The following is a 17880-nucleotide window of genomic DNA, read 5'->3' on the forward strand; positions in this document are numbered from 1 at the left end:
GCGCCACCGGTGTTACAACCTGGTCTTAACGCCGGGTGGCAGGCTGGTTTCAGGCCGAAAGCGGCTGGGCTCCGTCGTCGACGGCCGCGTCCCAGTCGGGGTAGACATCGAACAGACGGCGCACGCCGAGGGCGGCGAGCACGCGGTTGACGTGGGAGCCCTCCTCCGCGCCGCGGGCCGGCAGGATCAGCCGCAGTCGCCCGCCGCACGAGCGCATCAGACGGCGGGCCGCGATCAGCACGCTGACGCCGCTCGAATCGCAGAAGAGCACCTCGGAGAGGTCGAGCACCACGTCGTGACGTCCGACGGCGACCACGTCATGGACGGACTGGCGGACCGCGGGCGACGTCACCAGGTCCAGTTCGCCTCGTATGTGCAGGACGGTCCATACGCCCTGCTCGGTCTCGGCCACTTTCAGAGTCACTCGACTGGGCCTCTCGTTCCGGGGAATCCGACGATCCGGAAGTATCCGTTCCTCCTCGCGGCTGCCCCCGCAGCGCACCCATGAAACACCGACCCACAGAAGTAGACACAGACGAGTTTCAGGCAGAAATGATCACTTCAGGTCCGATTCCAACATCCCGGGACGTCGTATTCCCTACCATCCAGGGCGTTCTCCTGGGCGTACTTGCCGCAAAGACGTCTGCGGGGCGAGTGCCGCCGACTACATTCGATGTGACGAGGGGGACAGGGCTGGGGGTCCTATGGCGAAAGACACACCGCCCCGCTGGGACCGCAGGATGCAGCAACGGCTGGCACGCGGCGAGGCGGCGGCCCTCGGCGAGTTCTACGACCGTTTCGCCTCACTCGTCCACAGTCAGGCCCATCGGATGCTCGACGACGAGTCGGCCGCCGACCTGGTGACCCGCGAGGTCTTCGGGTACGTGTGGGAGAACCCCGACGCGTACGACCCCAAGCAGGGCTCGATGCGGTCCTGGGTGGTCCGGCTCACCCACCGCCAGTCCGTGCGGCGCCTGCGTGCGGCGGAACCGTCCCCGTTCGCGCGGGGCGAGGACGGCGGCGAGGAGGGCGAGCAGGACGGGGGTGAGGACACCGCGGCCCGGCAGGAGCTGGAGGAGCGGGTGCGGCGCGCCACGGCCGCAGCCCGCGCCGACTACATCGTCGCCTCCATGCCCGCACCGCTGCGGGCCGCACTGGAGCTCGCGTACATCCAGCGCAGGGACTACCGGCAGACGGCGACCGACCTCGGGGTGACCGAGGACGAGGCCCGCCGTCGGCTCCGGCTCGGGCTGCAGCTGCTCTCCACCGCCAACACCCGCCCGCTGGAGGGGTCCGCGCCGCCCGGATACGGACGGACTCCGTGACCGGCGACGACGACGCGAACGGGCGCGACGACGAGGTGCGGGGCCCGCGGCGCGTACCGGGACCGCGGGCGGCGGCGGACGACTTCGACCTCGGCGCCGTACCGACGGCGCCCGGGCCCACGGCACCCGCCCCGGCGCTTTCCCACCGCGTGCTCAAGGCCCTCCTCGGCGCCTGGGCGCTGGCCGCCTGTTCCGCCGAAGAGACCGAGGCGGTCGAGGCGCACCTCACCGAGTGCGCCGCCTGCGCGGACGAAGCGCTGCGGCTGCGCGACGCGGTCGGTCTGCTGCACACCGACCGCAGCCTGGACCTCGACCCGCTGCTGCGCTCCCGGGTGCTCGAAAGCTGTCTGAGCCGTCGCCCGGCCAGGATCCCGGTGCCGAGCTGGGCCGTTCCGTACGACGCGGAGACCGCCCGCCTCGACGCGCTCCTCCGTGACATCGGCAGCTCGGAATGGCATGCGCCGGTGCGGCTGAGGTGGTTCGAGGGCGAGCGACAGGTCAACCGCAAGACGACGGTCGCCGGGGTGATCGGCCATCTCATGACCGTCGACGGGCTGGTCAGCACCGCCCTCGGCCTGGACGATCCGGCCGCCGGCGGACGCCGCGGGAGCGATACCGCCCCCGGCTCCGAGCTCCCGCTCTCCCCCACCCTGCGCACCGAGACGTACTGGTCGGCGGCCCGACGACCGGCCACCCGGGCCGTCCGCGAGCCCTGGCGCGACCAGAGCCACGCCCTCATCCGCACGGTGTCGTTCGCCGGCCGCGGGGCCGCCGAGCTGTCCGTCTCGTACGGGGACTTCGCCCTCCCGCTGCAGGACGCCCTGCTGGACCGGGCCTTCGAGTGCTGGGTGCACGGCGGTGACATCGCGGACGCGGTGGACTATCCGTACGAGGCCCCGTCCGCCGCCCATCTCCACCGGATGATCGATCTGGCGGCCCGGCTCCTGCCGGCCGCCCTCGCCGGACGCCGCCGGGCCGGGCTCGCGGCGCCCGCCCGCCACCTGGTGAGGGCCGGCTCGCCGGGCCGTTCGCTCCATCTGGAGATCGAGGGCTCGGGCGGCGGCAACTGGTACATCGCCCTGGACTCCCCGGCCGCGCTCGGCTCGCCCGACCACGCGGTCGCGCAGGTGGCGCTGGACGGCACGGAGTTCTGCCGACTGGTCGCGGGCCATGTGTCGCCCGTCGACGCGGCGGCCGGGCAGGAAGGCGACCGCGAGGCGATCCGCGACGTGCTGTTCGCGGCGGCTTCGCTCAGCCGGCTCTAGTGCTGCGACCGGCACTGGGGTCTCTCGCCCGGATCATGCCGGGCTCGCGGGGGCAGGCACGCACCCTGATCCCGCCTGATCCCAACGAAAGACCCCAGGGGATGTCGGTCCTCCGCCCTACGCGAAGATCACTGTGCGGCGCCCGTTGAGCAGGATGCGTCGCTCCGCGTGCCACTTCACCGCGCGCGCCAGCGCCTGGCATTCCACATCGCGCCCGATCGCGACCAGCTCGTCCGGCGTGACGCCGTGGCCGACGCGCTCGACCTCCTGCTCGATGATCGGTCCCTCGTCGAGGTCGGCGGTCACGTAGTGCGCCGTCGCACCGATCAGCTTCACACCGCGGGCATGCGCCTGGTGATACGGCTTCGCGCCCTTGAAGCTCGGCAGGAAGGAGTGGTGGATGTTGATGATCCGCCCGCTGAGCTGCTTGCACAGATCGTCGGAGAGAACCTGCATGTAGCGGGCGAGGACGACCAGCTCGACGTTCTCCTCGCGGACCAGCTGCAGCAGCTGTGCCTCCGCCTCCGCCTTGGTCTCCTTGGTCACCGGGATGTGCCGGAAGGGCACGTCGTACGAGGCGGCGAGCTCGGCGAAGTCCGTGTGGTTGGAGACGACGGCCGCGATGTCGATCGGCAGCGCGCCGATGCTGGAGCGGAACAGCAGGTCGTTGAGGCAGTGGCCGAACTTGCTGACCATCAGCACGACCCGCATCCGGTCCGAGGAGCGGTGGATCTGCCAGTCCATCCGGAACGAGTCCCCGATGGCGGCGAAACTGGCCCGCAGCTTCTCCACGGTCACCGGGGCGTCCGCCGAGAAGTGGACCCGCATGAAGAAGAGACCCGTGTCGTGATCACCGAACTGCTGACTGTCCTCGATATTGCAGCCGGTCATGAAGAGATAACTCGACACGGCGTGCACGATGCCCTGTTTGTCCGGGCACGAGAGGGTGAGGACGTACTGCTCGGGGGTGGTCTCAGCAGGCTGCGGCGCGGTCATGCCCGTAGCGTGCCACACCGTCCCCGTTTCAGGCGGTCCTGGTCATGATGCGGAGCACGTCCAGGGAGCGCGGCGGGGTGTCGGGGTCCTCGCCGTCGTTCGTGGCGAGCAGGACGTGCGCCTCACGGGCGGCCCGCACGGCTTCCGGCCAGCCGTGGTGCTCCAGATAGGCGGAGACGGGGGCGTCGGCGCCGACCTGGTGCATGATGCGCAGCACCCGCAGCACGGCGACGTCGACGAGGGCCGCCTCGCCGGAGTCACGGAAGACCGTCCCGACGTATTTCTCGGCGGACCAGTTGTCCAGCCAGGTGTCCTCGACCAGGCGGTACACGGCGTCGGTGACATCGCCGTACCCCTCCCGGCCGGCCAGCCAGCACTCGTGGTGGAAGACGGGGTCGGAGAGCATGTGCAGCGCCGAGCGCACGTTGCTGCGCCAGCGCCACCAAGGAACGTCATTGAGCGGCATGCCGCCCATGGTGGAGGAGCGACGGCCGCGACGGGAAGTGTTCTCCGAACCTTGCTGCACGGTTGTCGATCGTACGTTCCCTCCTTCCCGGCTCGCACCGGCCCCTGCAATTCACCTGGATGTCACCGAGCGTTGAACGGGGCACACATCGGCGTTACCCCGCGCGCGGAAATGTTCATGCCCATGACCGGATGGCGACGCCTCACCTCCCCCCGCCCCTACACATTCCTCACATGTACGGCGGCGGCCGGGGCATTGCTGATGACCGGCTGCGGTGCGCTCCCTGGGGCCTCGGGGGACTCCAGGGAGCCCGTCACCGTCGTGACCTGGGCCCCCGACGGCTCCAACGGTCCGGATACGGAGAACATGGCGGGCATGACGGCCATGGCCCGCGCCTACGCCCGCTGGGTGAACAACAACGGCGGGCTCGACGGGCACAAGCTGCGCGTCGTCACCTGCAACGAGGACGACACGTCGAACGGCGCGGGGGACTGCGCCCGGCGGGCGGTCGCGGAGAAGGCGGTCGCGGTCGTCGGCTCGTACAGTCCGGAGGGCCACTCCTTCATGGGGCCTCTGGAGGCCGCCGGGATCCCGTACATCGGCGGCTACGGGGCCTCCGCCGAGGAGTTCACCAGCTACGACTCGTACCCCGTCAACGGCGGCCAGTCGGCGCTTCTGGCGGGCAACGCCAAGCAGCTCGCCCGCAGTTGTGAGCGGGTCTCCCTGGTGCGCCCCGACACGCTGGGCGGCGACAGCCAGGCGTGGCTCTTCAGCACCGGCCTGAAGGAGGAGAAGCGGTCCGCGCCCACCGACGTCCGGGCGGCGGAGGCGGCCACGTCCTACGACCAGGCAGCCGAGCAGGCGCTGGAAGGGGCGGGGCGGTCCGACGGGTGCGTGACGACGGTGCTCGGGGACCGCACGGAGACGTTCTTCGACTCCTACCGCCGTCTCGAACCGTCGGACGGGTCCGTGCGGATCTCGTCGGTCCTCGGCAGCGTCGGCCAGCCGCTGATCAACAGGACCGGCGGGCGGAACAGCCCCTTCGAGGGGGCGTACGTCACCGGCTGGTACCCCGAGTCGGGGGATGCCCGCTGGGACGAGATGCGCACGGTGATCCGGAAGCACGCGTTCGGCGACAACCGGATCGACCCGGACAACACCGGTGTCCAGACGACGTGGATCGCGTACACGGCGCTGAAGGAGATCGTGACGGCGATCGACGCCCCGGACATCACCGGCGGCAAGATCACGACTGCTCTCAACAGAGGTGTCGAGGTCGACACCGGTGGTCTCACCCCGGTGCTGCGGTGGCGGTACGAGGACATGCTGGGCTCGTCGGCGTATCCGCGGATCGTGAACCGGAAGGTGACGTTCCAAGTGGTGCGGAAGGGACGGCTGGTGGCAGAGAGGAAGGGGTTCGTGGACGTCACGAACACGCTGTCGGAGGCCAGCGCGAAGGGCTGAGTACCCCGCAAGCCCCTCCGGCGGTCGAGGAGCGGGGTGCGGGCGCATGGGGGGTGCGGGGGTGCTGCCCCAGTGCTGGGCAGCACCCCCCCACCGCCGTCAGAGCTCCGTCGGCGCCCGCCGCGTCAACCCGTACTTCGCCGCGATCGAGTTCCACAGCCCCGACGCCTGCGCCTTCGCCTTGCTCGCCTCACCGCTCGCCCGATCGGCCTGGGCCTTCTCGGACGTCGCGCGGGCCTGCCCGTGCCTGCAGACCTTCTTGCCGTTCTTGGCCTGCGCGGCCCACGCCGCGTAGTGGTCGTCGGCGGAGGCCGACGCCTGCCACGCCTTCGTGAGCGCCGAGGTCAGCTGCGCGTTGTTCGGCAGCTTGTCGACGGTCAGCCCCTGCAGCCGCGTCACCAGGTCGCGGCGCTGCTTGGCCGCGCCCTGCAGATCGGTGACCGCCTGGTCCAGGTTGCTGCAGGATTTGGTCTTCTCCACGGCCCCGATGACCGCCGCACGGCTGTTGTTGCTGTCCGCGAGCAGCTTGTCGAGCGCCTCGGCCTGCGGCTTCGCCGGGTCGGCCGCCGCCTGCGTGGAGGGCTTCGCGGCGGGCGAGCTCGCCGCGGCCACCGGCTGCTTGTCGTCCGCGCCCTTGTCGTCGCCACTCATCAGCGCACCCGCGCCGAGCCCGACGACGGCGCAGCCGACGACGACCGCGGCGATCAGCGGGACGTGCGACGGCTTCTTGCGCTGTCCGGCCCGGCCCTGCGGCGGCTCGCCGTGCTGCGGCTGGTAGGCCGGCGCGGGCTGCTGGTGCGGCTGGCCGGCTCCCTGGTACGGCGCCTGTCCCGGGTCGAACCGGGGCATCTGCTGCGTGGAGGCCGCCGGCTCCTCGGTGCGGAACAGGTTGTCGAACTCGGCGGGGGGCTGCCGCTCACCGGGCGCACCCGGCCTGATGCCGTACGGGGCACCACCGGGCACCGGCGGAATGTACTGGGTCGCGTCGGAGGCCGATGCGGGCGGCTGCGCGTGGGCGATGAACTGGGTCGCCTCCGCGGCACTCTCGGGCGGCACCGGCGCGATGAACTGCGTGGCATCCGCGTCGCCGCCCATGCCCGCACCTGCGCCCGTTCCGGTTCCCGTTCCCGGTACGGCCTCCGGGGGCAGCGGCTGAGCGTACGGCTGGGGCTGGGGCTGGGCGTACGCCTGGGCCTGGGGCTGGGCGTACTGCTGGGGCTGCGCATACGACTGGGGCTGGGCGTACTGCTGAGGCTGCTCGGCCGGCAGGGGCAGGCCCTGCTGCCCGTACGCCTGCCCCTGGTCGTACTGCGCGTACGGGCCCTGCGGCGACGCGTCCTGCTGCGGCGCCTGCGGCCCCCAGGCCTGACCCCATGGCTGCCCGCCCGCCGGAGCGGGCTGGTCGGCCGGTCCGCCCGGTATCCAGGGCTCGCCGCCACCTGCGGGCAGCACGACACCTTCGTGCGCGGGCCGTACAGCAGGGAGCTGCTGCTCGTCACCCTGTCCGCTCTGCGTCACCGGGACTCCTACGTGTAAACCTACGGAATCGTCGGCTCACGCTATCGGGTGACAGCCGCCCTCCGCCAAGCGCCCGATATCACTCACCACCCCTTCACAGGGGCAGTAACACGCCGGGCCCTGACGACGCAGTTAACGGGCGCCCCGAAAAAATCCCTGATCAGACGCCGGTCAGGCTGCCTGGAGCTCCAGCCGCGCTCCGAACTCCCGGACCGCCGGCTCGTCGCCGTACGGGACCAGCCGCTGCTGCAGATCGTCCAGGTACTCCGCGCCCCGGCTCGACCGCACCGTCCCCAGCAGCTCCATCGCCCGCGTCCCGGTATGACACGCCTGCTCCACCTCGCGCAGCTGCACCTGCGCCGTGGCGAGCAGCACCAGACCGATGCCCCGGCGCCGGGCCCGGGACTCCGGGAGGCCGGCCAGGGACTCCGTCGCCCGGCGCGCGGCCGCCTCCGCCTGGCCGAGATCGCGGTGGCAGTGGGCCAGCTCGTCGGCGAGATAGGCGGAGTCGAAGTGGACGATCCATGGCGGGTCGTCACCGGTGTCCGGTTCGGCGTGCTCCAGCGCCGTCAGGGCCCGGCCCGCCACCGCCTGGCACGTCCGGGCATCGCCGAGCAGCGCGTGCCCGCGCGCCTCCGCCGCGTAGAACATCGCCTCCGCGCGCGGCGCGACCCGCCCGCGCGCTCCCTCCTGCGCGGCCCGTGCCAGCTGCGCGATCTCCCGCGGGTTGCCGAGCTGTGCGGCGAGATGGCTCATCGAAGCAGCCAGCACATAGCCGCCGTACGACCGGTCGCCCGCCGCCTGCGCCAGTCGCAGAGCCTGGATGTAGTACCGCTGGGCGAGCCCCGGCTGCCCCGTGTCGACCGCCATGTACCCGGCGAGCTCGGTGAGCCGCGCGACCGCCGCGAACAGCTGCCGCCCGACCGTTTCGCGGTACGCCCCCGAGAGCAGCCCGGAGACCACGCTGTTGAGGTAGTGCACCAGGACCGGCCGCACATGTCCGCTGCCGAACCGGTGGTCGAGGTCGACCAGCGCCGCCGTCATCGCCACCACCGCCTCCACGTCCGACATCCCGACCCGCGCCCCCGCCGCGCGCGCCACCTGCGGGTCGGCACCGGTGATCAGCCAGTCCCTGCTGGGCTCGACCAGCGCCGAGGACGCGACCGCCGAACCGGACAGGACGTCGCGGCGTCCGACATCGCTGCGCCACAGCTCGCAGACCTGCTCGATCGCGCCGATCACGGTCGGCGCGAACTGCAGGCCGACTCCGGACGCCAGATTCTTGCCGTTGGCCATCCCGATCTCGTCGATCGTGACCGTACGGCCGAGCTTGCGCCCGAGCGCCTCGGCGATGATTCCCGGTGCCCTGCCGCGCGGTTGCTGCCCGCGCAGCCAGCGGGCCACGGAAGTCTTGTCGTAACGGAGGTCGAGGCCGCGCTCCGCGCCGACCATGTTGACCCGGCGGGCGAGGCCCGCATTGGAGCATCCGGCTTCCTGGATGAGCGCCTGGAGCCGTTCGTTCGGCTGGCGTGCGACGAGAGGCCTGGCTGCCATGTTTCCCCCTGAGACCGCAGTGATCGGTGAATGGATCACTGCCCGGCATATGCCCAAGAAATGCGCACATGGATCGTGTTGGTGTTTTCCGTGGCGTTCACGGTATTCACGGCATTCATGGCGCTTATCGTGTCGTTGTTCAGGTTCGGCGCGTATTCGGCATGGGGGAACTGTTCCGGATTCCCCACATGTGGCTACCCGCCCCTCGACGCACTGCCTCATGCGCGCCCCCATCCATGCATCCATGCGCCCCATGTGCAGGGCCGATGCACCGTGACCGCGTTCGCCACGCCCGTAACCCCAGGTGGTGGCGGAAGTTGTGATGTTCGTGGAAGAGCCCATCGGAGTCACGGAAACCGCACAGGTCCCCCAACAACGAGGTGAGCAACTGCTCGACGCCGCCGTGCGCTATGCGGAGGAGCGGCACTGGGACGTGTTCCCCGGCACCTGGCTACAGGTGGTGGAAGGGGCGGAACGGTGCTCCTGCGGAGAAGCCCGCTGCGCGGCCCCCGGCGCCCACCCCACCCGGCCCGACTGGGCGACCTGGTCGACCGGCAGCGGCGCCGCGGCCCGCCGGATGTGGTCCCAGCAGCCCGGGGCTTCGGTGCTGTTGCCCACCGGGCGCACCTTCGACGCGATCGACGTACCGGAGTCCGCCGGCTTCCTGGCGCTGGCCCGGATGGAGCGGATGAACCTGCCGCTCGGCCCCGTCACCTGCACCCCCGACCACCGGATGCTCTTCTTCGTACTGCCCGGCGCGGCGGCCAAGGTGGACGATCTCGTACGGAGGCTGGGCTGGAGCGCCACCGCGATCGGTCTGCTCGGCCGCGGTGAGGGCCACTACGTGGTGGGCCCGCCGACCAGAATCGGCGGGCGCGGTGCGGTGCAGTGGGCGCGCCGGCCCACCCCCGCCAACCGCTGGCTGCCCGAAGCCGAAGAGGTCATCAGCCCCCTCGCCTACGCCTGCGGACGGGAAGCAGCCGCCGCGCGCGCACGCCTTTCGTAGTCTGGGCCCCTCACACGGGGACACCGAAAGCAGGAGCACCATGTCGGACCGGAACACGGCGGGATCGCACGGGGCGGCGGAGGCGGGCGGGGCGCGAACGGCGCCGCCCGCCGTTCGCGTACAGGGCTTGTGGAAGCGGTTCGGGGAGCAGGTCGCGGTCGCCGGGATCGATCTGGAGCTGCCCGCAGGCAAGTTCATCGGTCTGGTCGGACCCAACGGCGCGGGCAAGACGACCACGCTGTCGATGGTGACCGGGCTGCTCCGTCCCGACCACGGCACGGTCGAGGTCGGCGGGCACGACGTCTGGCGGGACCCGGTCGAGGTGAAGGCCAGGATCGGCGTCCTGCCGGAGGGGCTGCGGCTCTTCGAACGCCTCTCGGGGCGCGAACTCCTCGCGTACACCGGACGGTTGCGCGGGCTGCCGGGCGCCGAGGTCGACAAGCGGGCCAACCAGCTGCTGGACGTGCTCGACCTGGCGGGCTCCCGGAACAAGCTGGTCGTCGACTACTCGACCGGCATGCGAAAGAAGATCGGGCTCGCCGCGGCGCTGCTGCACAACCCCGACGTGCTGTTTCTGGACGAGCCGTTCGAGGGCGTCGACCCCGTCTCGGCGCAGACCATCCGCGGGGTCCTGGAGCGGTACACCCGCTCGGGGGCGACCGTCGTCTTCTCCAGCCATGTGATGGAGCTCGTCGAGTCGCTGTGCGACTGGGTGGCCGTCATGGCGGACGGCACGATCCGGGCGCACGGCACCCTCGCCGAGGTGCGCGGCAAGGCGCCGTCGCTGCAGGACGCGTTCCTCGAACTCGTCGGCGCGGGCGGCCGGGACACCGGCGACTCCCTCGACTGGCTGGGCGGCGCCCGATGAGCGTGCTCGACACACCCGTCACCTCCGCCGCCCGCCCCGCTGCCGGCGGCGAACGGCTCGTCCGCGTCTTCGTACGGCTCAAGCTGACGCTGCTGCGCAACGGGCTGCGGCAGTCCTCCGGCAGACGGGTCGCGTACATCTCGTCCGTCGTCCTCACCCTGCTCTTCGCGGCGGGCCAGCTCATCGCGCTGGCCGCACTGCGCGGCCACGCCCACGCGGGTTCCCTGACGGTCCTGCTGACCGGGGTGCTGGCTCTCGGCTGGGCGGTGATGCCGCTCTTCTTCCCCAGCGGCGACGAAACCCTCGACCCGAGCCGGCTCGTGATGCTGCCGCTGCGGCCGCGCCCGCTGGTCGGTGCGCTGCTGGTGGCGTCGCTCGTCGGCATCGGACCGCTGTTCACGCTCTGCCTGGCGGCCGGTTCGGTGTTCGCGGTGGCGCACGGGGCGGCGGCCGTGGTGTGCGCGGTGGTCGCCGTGCCGCTGACACTGGTGGTGTGCGTCGCCCTGGCGCGGGCCGTCGCCACGGCCAACACCCGGCTGCTGAGCTCCCGCAAGGGCCGCGATCTGGCGGTTCTCAGCGGACTCGTGGTCGCGGTCGGCATCCAGGTCGTCAACTTCGGTGCGCAGCGGCTCGGCCGGTCCGGTGGCCTCGCCACGCTCGACCCGGCGGCGGACGTGGTGCGCTGGCTGCCGCCCGCCTCGGCGATCGGCGCGGTGGACTCGGCGGCGCAGGGGTCGTACGGGCGGGCCGTGGCACAACTGCTGCTCTCCGTCGCGGCGCTGGGTGCGCTGGTGTGGCTGTGGCAGCGGAGTCTGGTGAAGCTGATGACCGCCCCGGACGGTTCCACGCAGGCCGCCGCCGGAACGGCCCGGGAGAAGTCCGGCAGGGGCGGCTCCCGGCTCTCCGCACTGCTGCCCGAGGGGCGCTCGGGGACGGTGATACGGCGCAGTCTGCGGTACGTGGCACGGGACCCGAAGACCAAGGCCGCCTGGGTGACGGCGCTCGCCATCGGGCTGATCGTGCCGCTGCTCAACGCGGTGCAGGGCACCGGCTCGGTCTACTTCGCCTGCTTCGCCGCCGGGATGCTCGGCATCCAGATGTACAACCAGTTCGGGCAGGACACCTCGGCGTTCTGGATGGTGGCGCTGACGATCTCCTCCACCCGGGACGCCTACCTCGAACTGCGGGGTCGGGCGGCGGCGTTGCTGGTGATCACTCTCCCGTACACGGTGCTGGTGACCGTGGTGACGGCGGCGGTGCTCGGCGACTGGGAGAAGCTGCCGGGCGCCATAGGGCTGTCGCTCGCCCTGCTGGGCGCGATGCTGGCGACGGGGGCACTGGCGTCGGCCAACTTCCCGTACTCGATCCCTCAGGACAGCGGGTTCAAGAACGTGGCACCGGGGCAGGCCGGGCTCGCCTGGATCTCGATCTTCGGCGGCATGGTCTCGGCGGCGCTGCTGTGCGCGCCGGTGATCGTGGCGACGATCTGGCTGCATCTGATCGACGCGGAGGACTGGTTGTGGGTGGTGCTGCCGGTCGGCAGCGCGTACGGGGCGCTGGTCGCCTGGGCGGGGCTGCGGCTGGCCGCACCGCGCACGGCGAACCGGCTGCCCGAGATCCTGGCGGCGGTCAGCAAGGGGTGACGCGGGCCGGGCGGGGCTGCTCCGTCACGGGGAGACCGGCTCGCGGTCGTTCCGGGGGTCCTCGGCGAACTGCTCCAGGAACGGTTCGACCGCGGCGCGCCAGCCCTCCGGCTGGTCGTAGTGGACGAGATGGCCGGCGTCCGCCACCTCCGCGTACTGTCCGCGCGGCAGTACGCGGACCATCTCCTGGGCCTCCGCCCGGCCCAGCTCGCCGTCCAGGCCGCGGAGCACCAGCGTCGGGCACCGGACCTGTGCCAACTCCTCCCAGTGCGCGTCGTACACCCATGTCGCACGGGACTGGAGCATCTGGCGGCGGGAGAAGACGGGGCGCCAGCCGTCGGCGCGCTCGGCCATCACCTCGGCGAAGAACTCGCCGCGGGCCGGGTTCGGCCGCTCCACCCAGGGGTCGTCCTCGCCGAACCACTTCCGCACGTCGGAGAGCGTCGCGAACGGCACCGGCCAGGACTTGAACCAGTCCTCCCACTCCCGCTGCGAGGCCGCGCCGAGCGCGGAGGCCCGCATGTCGCAGATGACCAGGGCGCGGACCAGATCGGGGCGCTTGGCGGCGAGCTGCCAGGCGGTGAGGGCACCCATCGAATGGCCGACGACGGTGACGGGGGCCAGACCGAGCTGTTCGATCGCCGCCTCGGCATCGGCGACGTACGCCTCACGCGTGTACGGGCCTTCGGTGGGTTTCTCGCTGCGGCCGTGCCCCCGCTGGTCGAGGCCGACCGCCCGGTGCCGCTCGGCGAGCCAGCGGGTGGTGGAGGCCCAGTGGGAGGCCCGGCCCATCAGTCCATGAAGCAGTAAGACCCCGGGGGCGCGTTCGCCCTCCGTGCGCTCCTTGGGCGGGTCTGCGAACTCCCAGGCCGCGAGGCGTACGCCGTCGGATCCGGTTACATCGATGCGCCGCACCATAGGTCCTGGCACCCCCTTCTGGTCCTCGACAACTGCTCGATCGCCGTGTGGTCGCGTCACGCCAGACTATCGAACCTGTATTCGAAAATCGGTGTTCGGCTCGCAACACCCCTCGTTCGAGTGACCCCTTCCAAGGATTGACGTCGCCCGCGGCGGGGAGATCTTCTCCGGGAGGCGGACCACTCGGGGATGAGGGTCCGTGGGGACCGACCTTGAGAGCTCGGGGCTCCAGGTCGGAACAGGGGAGGAGAGGCCCCGGCGCCGCGCGGCGCCGGGGCCCTCCCACGTCCGGGGGGCGTGCGGGACCGGGGCCGCGACGTGAGGGGCCGCGGTCTTGTGGGCAGCCCGGACGGGCGGGGCGGTCAGGGTGTCCGTGTTCGTGGCAGCCGCCCTCTGCTGCACATGCCAGTACGACGGGCGCATCCGCTGCTCCCTCCCCGACCGCATGGCCAGGCGGCCGACACTCTCAGGTATGGCTCAGCCACAGCCTGGCATGCGATGCGCCCGGCCGCTGCCATTCGGGACGGAAAAACGGAAACCGGACGTTACGCTTCGGCTTCCTTCGTACAGGTCGGCGTGCGGTCCACGTGCGCCCCTCCCGGGCCGCCTCCGGTCAGCGCTTGGCCACGAACACGTGCGAGGCGACCTCGGAGTCCAGCTCCGCCGCCTCACCGCTGCTGCCGACCAGCACCCCGCCCGGCGACTGCGTCACGCTGACCACGGAACCGGGCTGCACGCCCGCCCGCCGCAACGTATACATCAGCTGGGCGTCCGTCTGGATCGGCTCACCGATCCGGCGCACCACCACGGTCTTGCCGTCGGCGCCCGGGTCGAGCTCGGACAGGCTCACCATGCCGTCGTTCAGGAACGGGTCGGCCTCGGCCTTCTCGCCCAGCTCCTCCAGGCCCGGGATCGGATTCCCGTACGGGGACTCCGTCGGGTGCCGCAGCAGCTCCAGCACCCGCCGCTCCACCGCCTCGCTCATCACGTGCTCCCAGCGGCAGGCCTCGGCGTGCACCTGCTCCCACTCCAGGCCGATCACGTCGACGAGCAGGCACTCGGCGAGGCGGTGCTTGCGCATCACCCGGGTCGCCAGCCGACGGCCCTCCTCCGTCAGCTCCAGATGCCGGTCGCCCGCGACCTGCACCAGACCGTCGCGCTCCATCCGCGCCACCGTCTGGCTGACCGTCGGACCGCTCTGGTCCAGCCGTTCCGCGATCCGGGCGCGCATGGGAACGACGCCTTCCTCTTCGAGTTCGAGGATGGTGCGGAGATACATCTCCGTTGTGTCGATCAGTCCGGACATTCGTGCCCCTCGATGCTGTGACATGAAAACGTCGTGCGCTGGCCCTCAAGCAATTCTGACGCATACCGCTGACAACCGTGCCGTGCCGACCGAACCCCCGACCGTCCGTGTGCGTCCCGGACGGTATTGACAGGTCACTGGTCCAGACCGCAACGTGATCCGCGGCACGGACACCCCACCCCTGCGGAAAGGGCCTCCTCGATGAGCGACAGCAAACTGGCCGGTCAGTTCTTCGATGCAGCGATCGGCCTGCTGGAGCGTGTACGCGACGAGGAGGCCGGCCCGATCGCGGCGGCCGGGACCGCGATCGCCGACACCGTCGAAGCAGGCGGCCGGCTCTTCGCGTTCGGCGCCGGCCACTCGTCCCTCGCCGCCCAGGACGTCGTCTACCGGGCCGGTGGACTGGCCCTGATGAACCTGCTCGCCGTGCCCGGCACACTCGGCGTCGACGTCATGCCGGCGACGCTCGGCTCGGCGCTGGAACGGGTCGAGGGGCTGGCCGGCGCCGTGCTCGACTCCAGCCCGGCGAGCGCCGGCGACCTGCTGGTGATCATCTCGCTCTCCGGGCGCAACGCGTTGCCCGTCGAAATGGCGGTCAACGCGCGGGCACTCGGCCTGAAGGTCATCGGTGTCACGTCGGTCGCCTACGCGGACGGGACCCGGTCGCGGCACGTCTCGGGCGGGTTCCTTCGGGACCACTGCGACATCGTCATCGACAGCAAGATCGCGATCGGCGACGCGGAGCTGACGACGAAGGGCGTCGAGGCGCCGTTCGCGCCCGCGTCGACGGTGGTCACCAGTGCGGTGATGCAGGCCATGATGGCGACGGCCGCGGAGCGATTGGTCGAGCGGGGGATCGAGCCGCCGCTGCTGCGGTCGGGGAACGTCGACGGCGGGCACGAGTGGAACGGGCGCGTGATGGCGGAGTACGCGGATCGGATCTTCTACCGGCACTGATGAGGCAGGGGTTGCGGCTTCCCCGGGTGACGAGTTCCGTCCTCGAACGCCGGACGGGCCGGATCGGTCCGCCCCTAGGAGGTTGCGGCCAGCGCCCGGGACAGGTCCACCGCTGTTGCCACCCGGGCCGCCACGCTCTCCGCGTACGTCGCGTCCTGGCGTTCGAAAGGGCTGCGGTTCGCCGCCCGGAGGAACGTCACCACGCCCAGCGTCCGGCTCCGGCTCCGCAGCACCGCGCACAGGGCATGGACCGAGTCGCCCGGCCACTGACGGTCCGCCGCCCAGGCCCCGGCCCCCGGAGCCGCACCGGCGCTCACGCGGACCGAGCCCGTGCGGTCCACCGCCTGGAGCGCCGGGTGGCCCGGGGCGTAGCGGAGCGGGATGCCGCCTCCCGCCACGGGCTGGCACGGGCCGGGGGCGTCGGTCGGCGTCGCCGCCGCCCGGACCAGCCGCGCCCCCGCCACCAGGTCGATCAGCGCATGGTCGGCGAAGCCCGCGAGTGCGTAGTCCAGGTAGGACGTCGCCGCCTCCATCGGGTCCTCGCACTCGGCCGCCGACCGGCACGCCCGGTGCAGCTGGTTCGACCGGAACCGCACCCGGTCCGCCTCCTGCGCCGCCAGCCGCTCCGCCGTCACGTCCTGGAACAGCCAGCCGACCCCCAGCGGAACCGGCTCCTCCGCGAGCGGCGACGCCAGCTGCAGGAACCCGCTGTGCCAGCAGCGCCGCCGGTCCCCCTCCGCCGTCCGCAGCGTCACCCACAGGTCGGCGGGCGCGGGCGGCGGCCCCTCGGCCAGGACGTGCTGCAGCGCGCCCTCCAGGTCCTCGACACCCTGCACGAGCAGCTCTCCGAGCGGGCGTCCCAGCATGGTCGTACGGCCGCCGCCGAGCGCCCGCGCCGCATAGGCGTTGACGACCGTCGGCCGCAGGTCCACGTCGACGAGGACCACGCCCCAGGAGGCGTCCTCGAACAGCGCCTCACTGAGGGCGATCGACCGCTCCAGGTCGATCTGCGCGTGCACCTCGCCGAATGCGCAGTAGACCCCGGCCGGCTTCCCGTCCGCGCCCCGCACCCCGGCCGACTGGGTCCGTACGAGCACCCGGCCGCCGTCCTTGCGCAGCAGCGCGAACTCGTGGACCTGGCGGCCCGGCGCGTCCATGGCCGCCATCAGCCGCCCGTGCACCTCACCCGCGTCCGCATGGCGCACCGCCCACCCCGCGAACCCGGGCCGCCCCACCGCTTCCTCGGCGGTCCAGCCGAGAATCCGCTCGGCCTCTCGGTTCCAGTGGGTGATCGCACCGCCCGCGTCGAACGCGCAGAGCGCCGCGTCCATACCGTCGAGCAGGGCCGCGAGCAGCTCCGACCCGGGGATGGGTTCGGGCCCGAGGGCGTCGGTGATCCCACTGCTCCTGGAAGCGCTCATCCCGGACCCCCTGCCGGACGTGTCCGCCGTTGCCACACGTCAGATCATTGAACTCGAACGTGACTCAGCACACATCGAATTCCGGGAAATCGGTACTCCGAAAGATCTCGATAAATGGGTTGTGCGGTCCCGGAGAGGTTCCTAGTGTGTGTTGTACACGTTGAAAGGAGGTGATCCGAAAAGTGCAGTCTTATCGGATTCGTGAGGTGGCTGCGGGCTGACAGCCCGTCGTCGCACATCGTGCACCTCGGCAGGCTGTCTGCCGAAACCCAAGCAGTCACCGACCCGCGGGCTCGCCGGTAGATCCGGCCGGCTCCTCCGCAAGGAGGGACCAGAGCCCGCGGGTTTCTGCGTGTTCGGGGCCGGTCAGGGGCAGAGGCGTTCCACTCGCCAGCCCTCACCCTCGCGTACGTACCGCAGCCGGTCGTGGAGACGGTTCTCGTGGCCCTGCCAGAACTCGATCGTCTCCGGTACGACGCGGAAGCCGCCCCACTCGGGGGGTGCGGGGATGTGCTCGCCCTCCGGGTAGCGGGCCGCCAGTTCCTCGTACCGGTCGATGAGTTCCTGGCGGGAGCCGATGACCGTCGACTGCTCGCTCGCCCAGGCGCCCAGCTGGGAGCCGTGGGGGCGGGTACGGAAGTAGGCGACCGTCTCCTCGCGGGCGACACGGGCCGCAGTGCCGGTGACGATGACCTGGCGGGCCAGCGGGTGCCAGGGGAAGAGCAGGGAGACGTACGGGTTGGCGGCCAGCTCGCGGCCCTTGCGGGAGGCGTAGTTGGTGAAGAAGACGAAACCGCGGTCGTCGTACTTCTTCAGCAGCACCGTCCGGGAGGAGGGGCGGCCGTCGGGGGTGGCTGTGGAGACCACCATGGCGTTCGGCTCGTAGACCATTCCACCTGCGGCGATCTGCCGGAACCAGTGGGCGAACTGCTGAATCGGGTTGGCGTCGAGCGTGTCCTCGGTGAAGCCCTCGGAGCGGTACTGCTCGCGCATCGCGGCCGGATCGGTGGTGGAATCGGAAGGGGAATCTGCGGTGGGCACGGGGTCATCCTGCCGCAGGGGCCGAGTCTGCCCGGTAAGGAGGGGTGCCAATCGCGCTCGGATGAAGTGGGTGGCTGTGCCGGATGTCACGCTTCCCCGCATCGTGGGAACCCGCCAATATCTTGGGGCAGG

Annotated in this window: 17 protein-coding genes; 7 read left to right on the top strand and 10 right to left on the bottom strand. The window is 71.4% G+C overall.

All coding sequences use genetic code 11. The features are described from left to right. Nucleotides 1-49: 49 nt before the first annotated feature. Nucleotides 50-424: an STAS domain-containing protein gene (locus tag OG972_RS18270; RefSeq protein WP_266982836.1), complete on the bottom strand. Its 375-nt coding sequence runs from the start codon at nt 422-424 to the stop codon at nt 50-52. Between the two features lie 280 nt (nt 425-704). On the opposite strand from OG972_RS18270, the gene OG972_RS18275 reads away from it, so the two are divergent. Both OG972_RS18275 and OG972_RS18280 read left to right on the top strand, forming a co-directional pair. Then, nucleotides 705-1325, top strand: coding sequence for an RNA polymerase sigma factor (locus tag OG972_RS18275; RefSeq protein WP_266982838.1), 621 nt, complete (start codon nt 705-707; stop codon nt 1323-1325). After that, nucleotides 1322-2590, top strand: a complete 1269-nt coding sequence (locus OG972_RS18280) for a maleylpyruvate isomerase N-terminal domain-containing protein (RefSeq protein WP_266982840.1) — start codon at nt 1322-1324, stop codon at nt 2588-2590. The genes OG972_RS18275 and OG972_RS18280 overlap by 4 nt, the downstream gene beginning before the upstream one ends. A 117-nt stretch (nt 2591-2707) precedes the next feature. Here OG972_RS18280 and purU read toward each other — a convergent pair whose 3' ends face one another. Next, nucleotides 2708-3586, bottom strand: coding sequence for a formyltetrahydrofolate deformylase (purU, locus tag OG972_RS18285; protein WP_266982842.1), 879 nt, complete (start codon nt 3584-3586; stop codon nt 2708-2710). A 28-nt stretch (nt 3587-3614) separates the two neighbouring features. After that, the gene (locus OG972_RS18290) at nt 3615-4061 is read right to left on the bottom strand and encodes a hypothetical protein (protein WP_266990554.1); all 447 of its coding nucleotides are present in this window, start codon (nt 4059-4061) and stop codon (nt 3615-3617) included. Between the two features lie 174 nt (nt 4062-4235). Here OG972_RS18290 and OG972_RS18295 point away from each other — a divergent pair, with 174 nt between their 5' ends. Continuing rightward, on the top strand, nt 4236-5516 hold the full coding sequence (locus OG972_RS18295; protein WP_266982844.1) for an ABC transporter substrate-binding protein: 1281 nt from the start codon (nt 4236-4238) through the stop codon (nt 5514-5516). Between the two features lie 99 nt (nt 5517-5615). Here OG972_RS18295 and OG972_RS18300 read toward each other — a convergent pair whose 3' ends face one another. The 3 genes from OG972_RS18300 to OG972_RS18310 form a co-directional block, all read right to left on the bottom strand. Then, a complete protein-coding gene (locus OG972_RS18300) occupies nt 5616-7034 on the bottom strand; it encodes a hypothetical protein (RefSeq protein WP_266982846.1) in 1419 nt (472 codons plus the stop codon). A 171-nt stretch (nt 7035-7205) separates the two neighbouring features. Next, entirely contained in the window at nt 7206-8588 is a 1383-nt protein-coding gene (locus OG972_RS18305) for a transcriptional regulator (RefSeq protein WP_266982848.1), read from the bottom strand. Nucleotides 8589-8623: 35 nt separating this feature from the next. Further along, nucleotides 8624-8776: a hypothetical protein gene (locus OG972_RS18310; protein ID WP_266982850.1), complete on the bottom strand. Its 153-nt coding sequence runs from the start codon at nt 8774-8776 to the stop codon at nt 8624-8626. A gap of 131 nt (nt 8777-8907) precedes the next feature. Here OG972_RS18310 and OG972_RS18315 point away from each other — a divergent pair, with 131 nt between their 5' ends. Genes OG972_RS18315 through OG972_RS18325 form a run of 3 tightly spaced genes read left to right on the top strand, consistent with a single transcriptional unit; the run spans nt 8908 to nt 12105 of the window. Continuing rightward, a complete protein-coding gene (locus tag OG972_RS18315; protein ID WP_266990556.1) occupies nt 8908-9594 on the top strand; it encodes a bifunctional DNA primase/polymerase in 687 nt (228 codons plus the stop codon). A gap of 40 nt (nt 9595-9634) precedes the next feature. Then, the gene (locus OG972_RS18320) at nt 9635-10462 is read left to right on the top strand and encodes an ABC transporter ATP-binding protein (RefSeq protein ID WP_266982852.1); all 828 of its coding nucleotides are present in this window, start codon (nt 9635-9637) and stop codon (nt 10460-10462) included. Further along, the gene (locus tag OG972_RS18325) at nt 10459-12105 is read left to right on the top strand and encodes a transporter (protein WP_266982854.1); all 1647 of its coding nucleotides are present in this window, start codon (nt 10459-10461) and stop codon (nt 12103-12105) included. The genes OG972_RS18320 and OG972_RS18325 overlap by 4 nt, the downstream gene beginning before the upstream one ends. Before the next feature lie 24 nt (nt 12106-12129). Here the strand turns inward: OG972_RS18325 and OG972_RS18330 are convergent, their stop codons facing one another. Together OG972_RS18330 and OG972_RS18335 are read right to left on the bottom strand one after the other, a co-directional pair. Continuing rightward, complete coding sequence (locus OG972_RS18330; RefSeq protein WP_266982856.1) at nt 12130-13023, bottom strand: alpha/beta fold hydrolase; 894 nt, start codon at nt 13021-13023, stop codon at nt 12130-12132. 613 nt (nt 13024-13636) lie between these two features. Continuing rightward, entirely contained in the window at nt 13637-14329 is a 693-nt protein-coding gene (locus OG972_RS18335; protein WP_266982858.1) for a metal-dependent transcriptional regulator, read from the bottom strand. Between the two features lie 201 nt (nt 14330-14530). Between OG972_RS18335 and OG972_RS18340 the strand changes: the two genes are divergently transcribed. Beyond that, on the top strand, nt 14531-15286 hold the full coding sequence (locus OG972_RS18340; protein ID WP_266982860.1) for an SIS domain-containing protein: 756 nt from the start codon (nt 14531-14533) through the stop codon (nt 15284-15286). Nucleotides 15287-15360: 74 nt separating this feature from the next. Here OG972_RS18340 and OG972_RS18345 read toward each other — a convergent pair whose 3' ends face one another. Then, complete coding sequence (locus tag OG972_RS18345; protein ID WP_266982861.1) at nt 15361-16707, bottom strand: PAS domain-containing protein; 1347 nt, start codon at nt 16705-16707, stop codon at nt 15361-15363. 366 nt (nt 16708-17073) lie between these two features. Continuing rightward, nucleotides 17074-17700 carry a pyridoxamine 5'-phosphate oxidase gene (gene pdxH / locus OG972_RS18350; protein ID WP_266990558.1) on the bottom strand — a complete coding sequence of 209 codons (627 nt, stop codon included), beginning with the start codon at nt 17698-17700 and terminating at the stop codon, nt 17074-17076. Nucleotides 17701-17880 lie beyond the last annotated feature (180 nt).

Origin of the sequence: Streptomyces sp. NBC_01669, assembly GCF_026339735.1 — a bacterium.
GTDB lineage: Bacteria > Actinomycetota > Actinomycetes > Streptomycetales > Streptomycetaceae > Streptomyces > Streptomyces yanii.

Bases quoted from the DNA above. Each gene is read 5' to 3' on its own strand.
- OG972_RS18275 (WP_266982838.1), top strand. From the start codon at position 705: ATGGCGAAAGACACACCGCCCCGCTGGGACCGCAGGATGCAGCAACGG.
- purU (WP_266982842.1), bottom strand. From the start codon at position 3,586: ATGACCGCGCCGCAGCCTGCTGAGACCACCCCCGAGCAGTACGTCCTC.
- OG972_RS18290 (WP_266990554.1), bottom strand. From the start codon at position 4,061: ATGGGCGGCATGCCGCTCAATGACGTTCCTTGGTGGCGCTGGCGCAGC.
- OG972_RS18295 (WP_266982844.1), top strand. From the start codon at position 4,236: ATGACCGGATGGCGACGCCTCACCTCCCCCCGCCCCTACACATTCCTC.
- OG972_RS18305 (WP_266982848.1), bottom strand. From the start codon at position 8,588: ATGGCAGCCAGGCCTCTCGTCGCACGCCAGCCGAACGAACGGCTCCAG.
- OG972_RS18320 (WP_266982852.1), top strand. From the start codon at position 9,635: ATGTCGGACCGGAACACGGCGGGATCGCACGGGGCGGCGGAGGCGGGC.
- OG972_RS18325 (WP_266982854.1), top strand. From the start codon at position 10,459: ATGAGCGTGCTCGACACACCCGTCACCTCCGCCGCCCGCCCCGCTGCC.
- OG972_RS18330 (WP_266982856.1), bottom strand. From the start codon at position 13,023: ATGGTGCGGCGCATCGATGTAACCGGATCCGACGGCGTACGCCTCGCG.
- OG972_RS18335 (WP_266982858.1), bottom strand. From the start codon at position 14,329: ATGTCCGGACTGATCGACACAACGGAGATGTATCTCCGCACCATCCTC.
- OG972_RS18340 (WP_266982860.1), top strand. From the start codon at position 14,531: ATGAGCGACAGCAAACTGGCCGGTCAGTTCTTCGATGCAGCGATCGGC.
- OG972_RS18345 (WP_266982861.1), bottom strand. From the start codon at position 16,707: ATGAGCGCTTCCAGGAGCAGTGGGATCACCGACGCCCTCGGGCCCGAA.
- pdxH (WP_266990558.1), bottom strand. From the start codon at position 17,700: ATGCGCGAGCAGTACCGCTCCGAGGGCTTCACCGAGGACACGCTCGAC.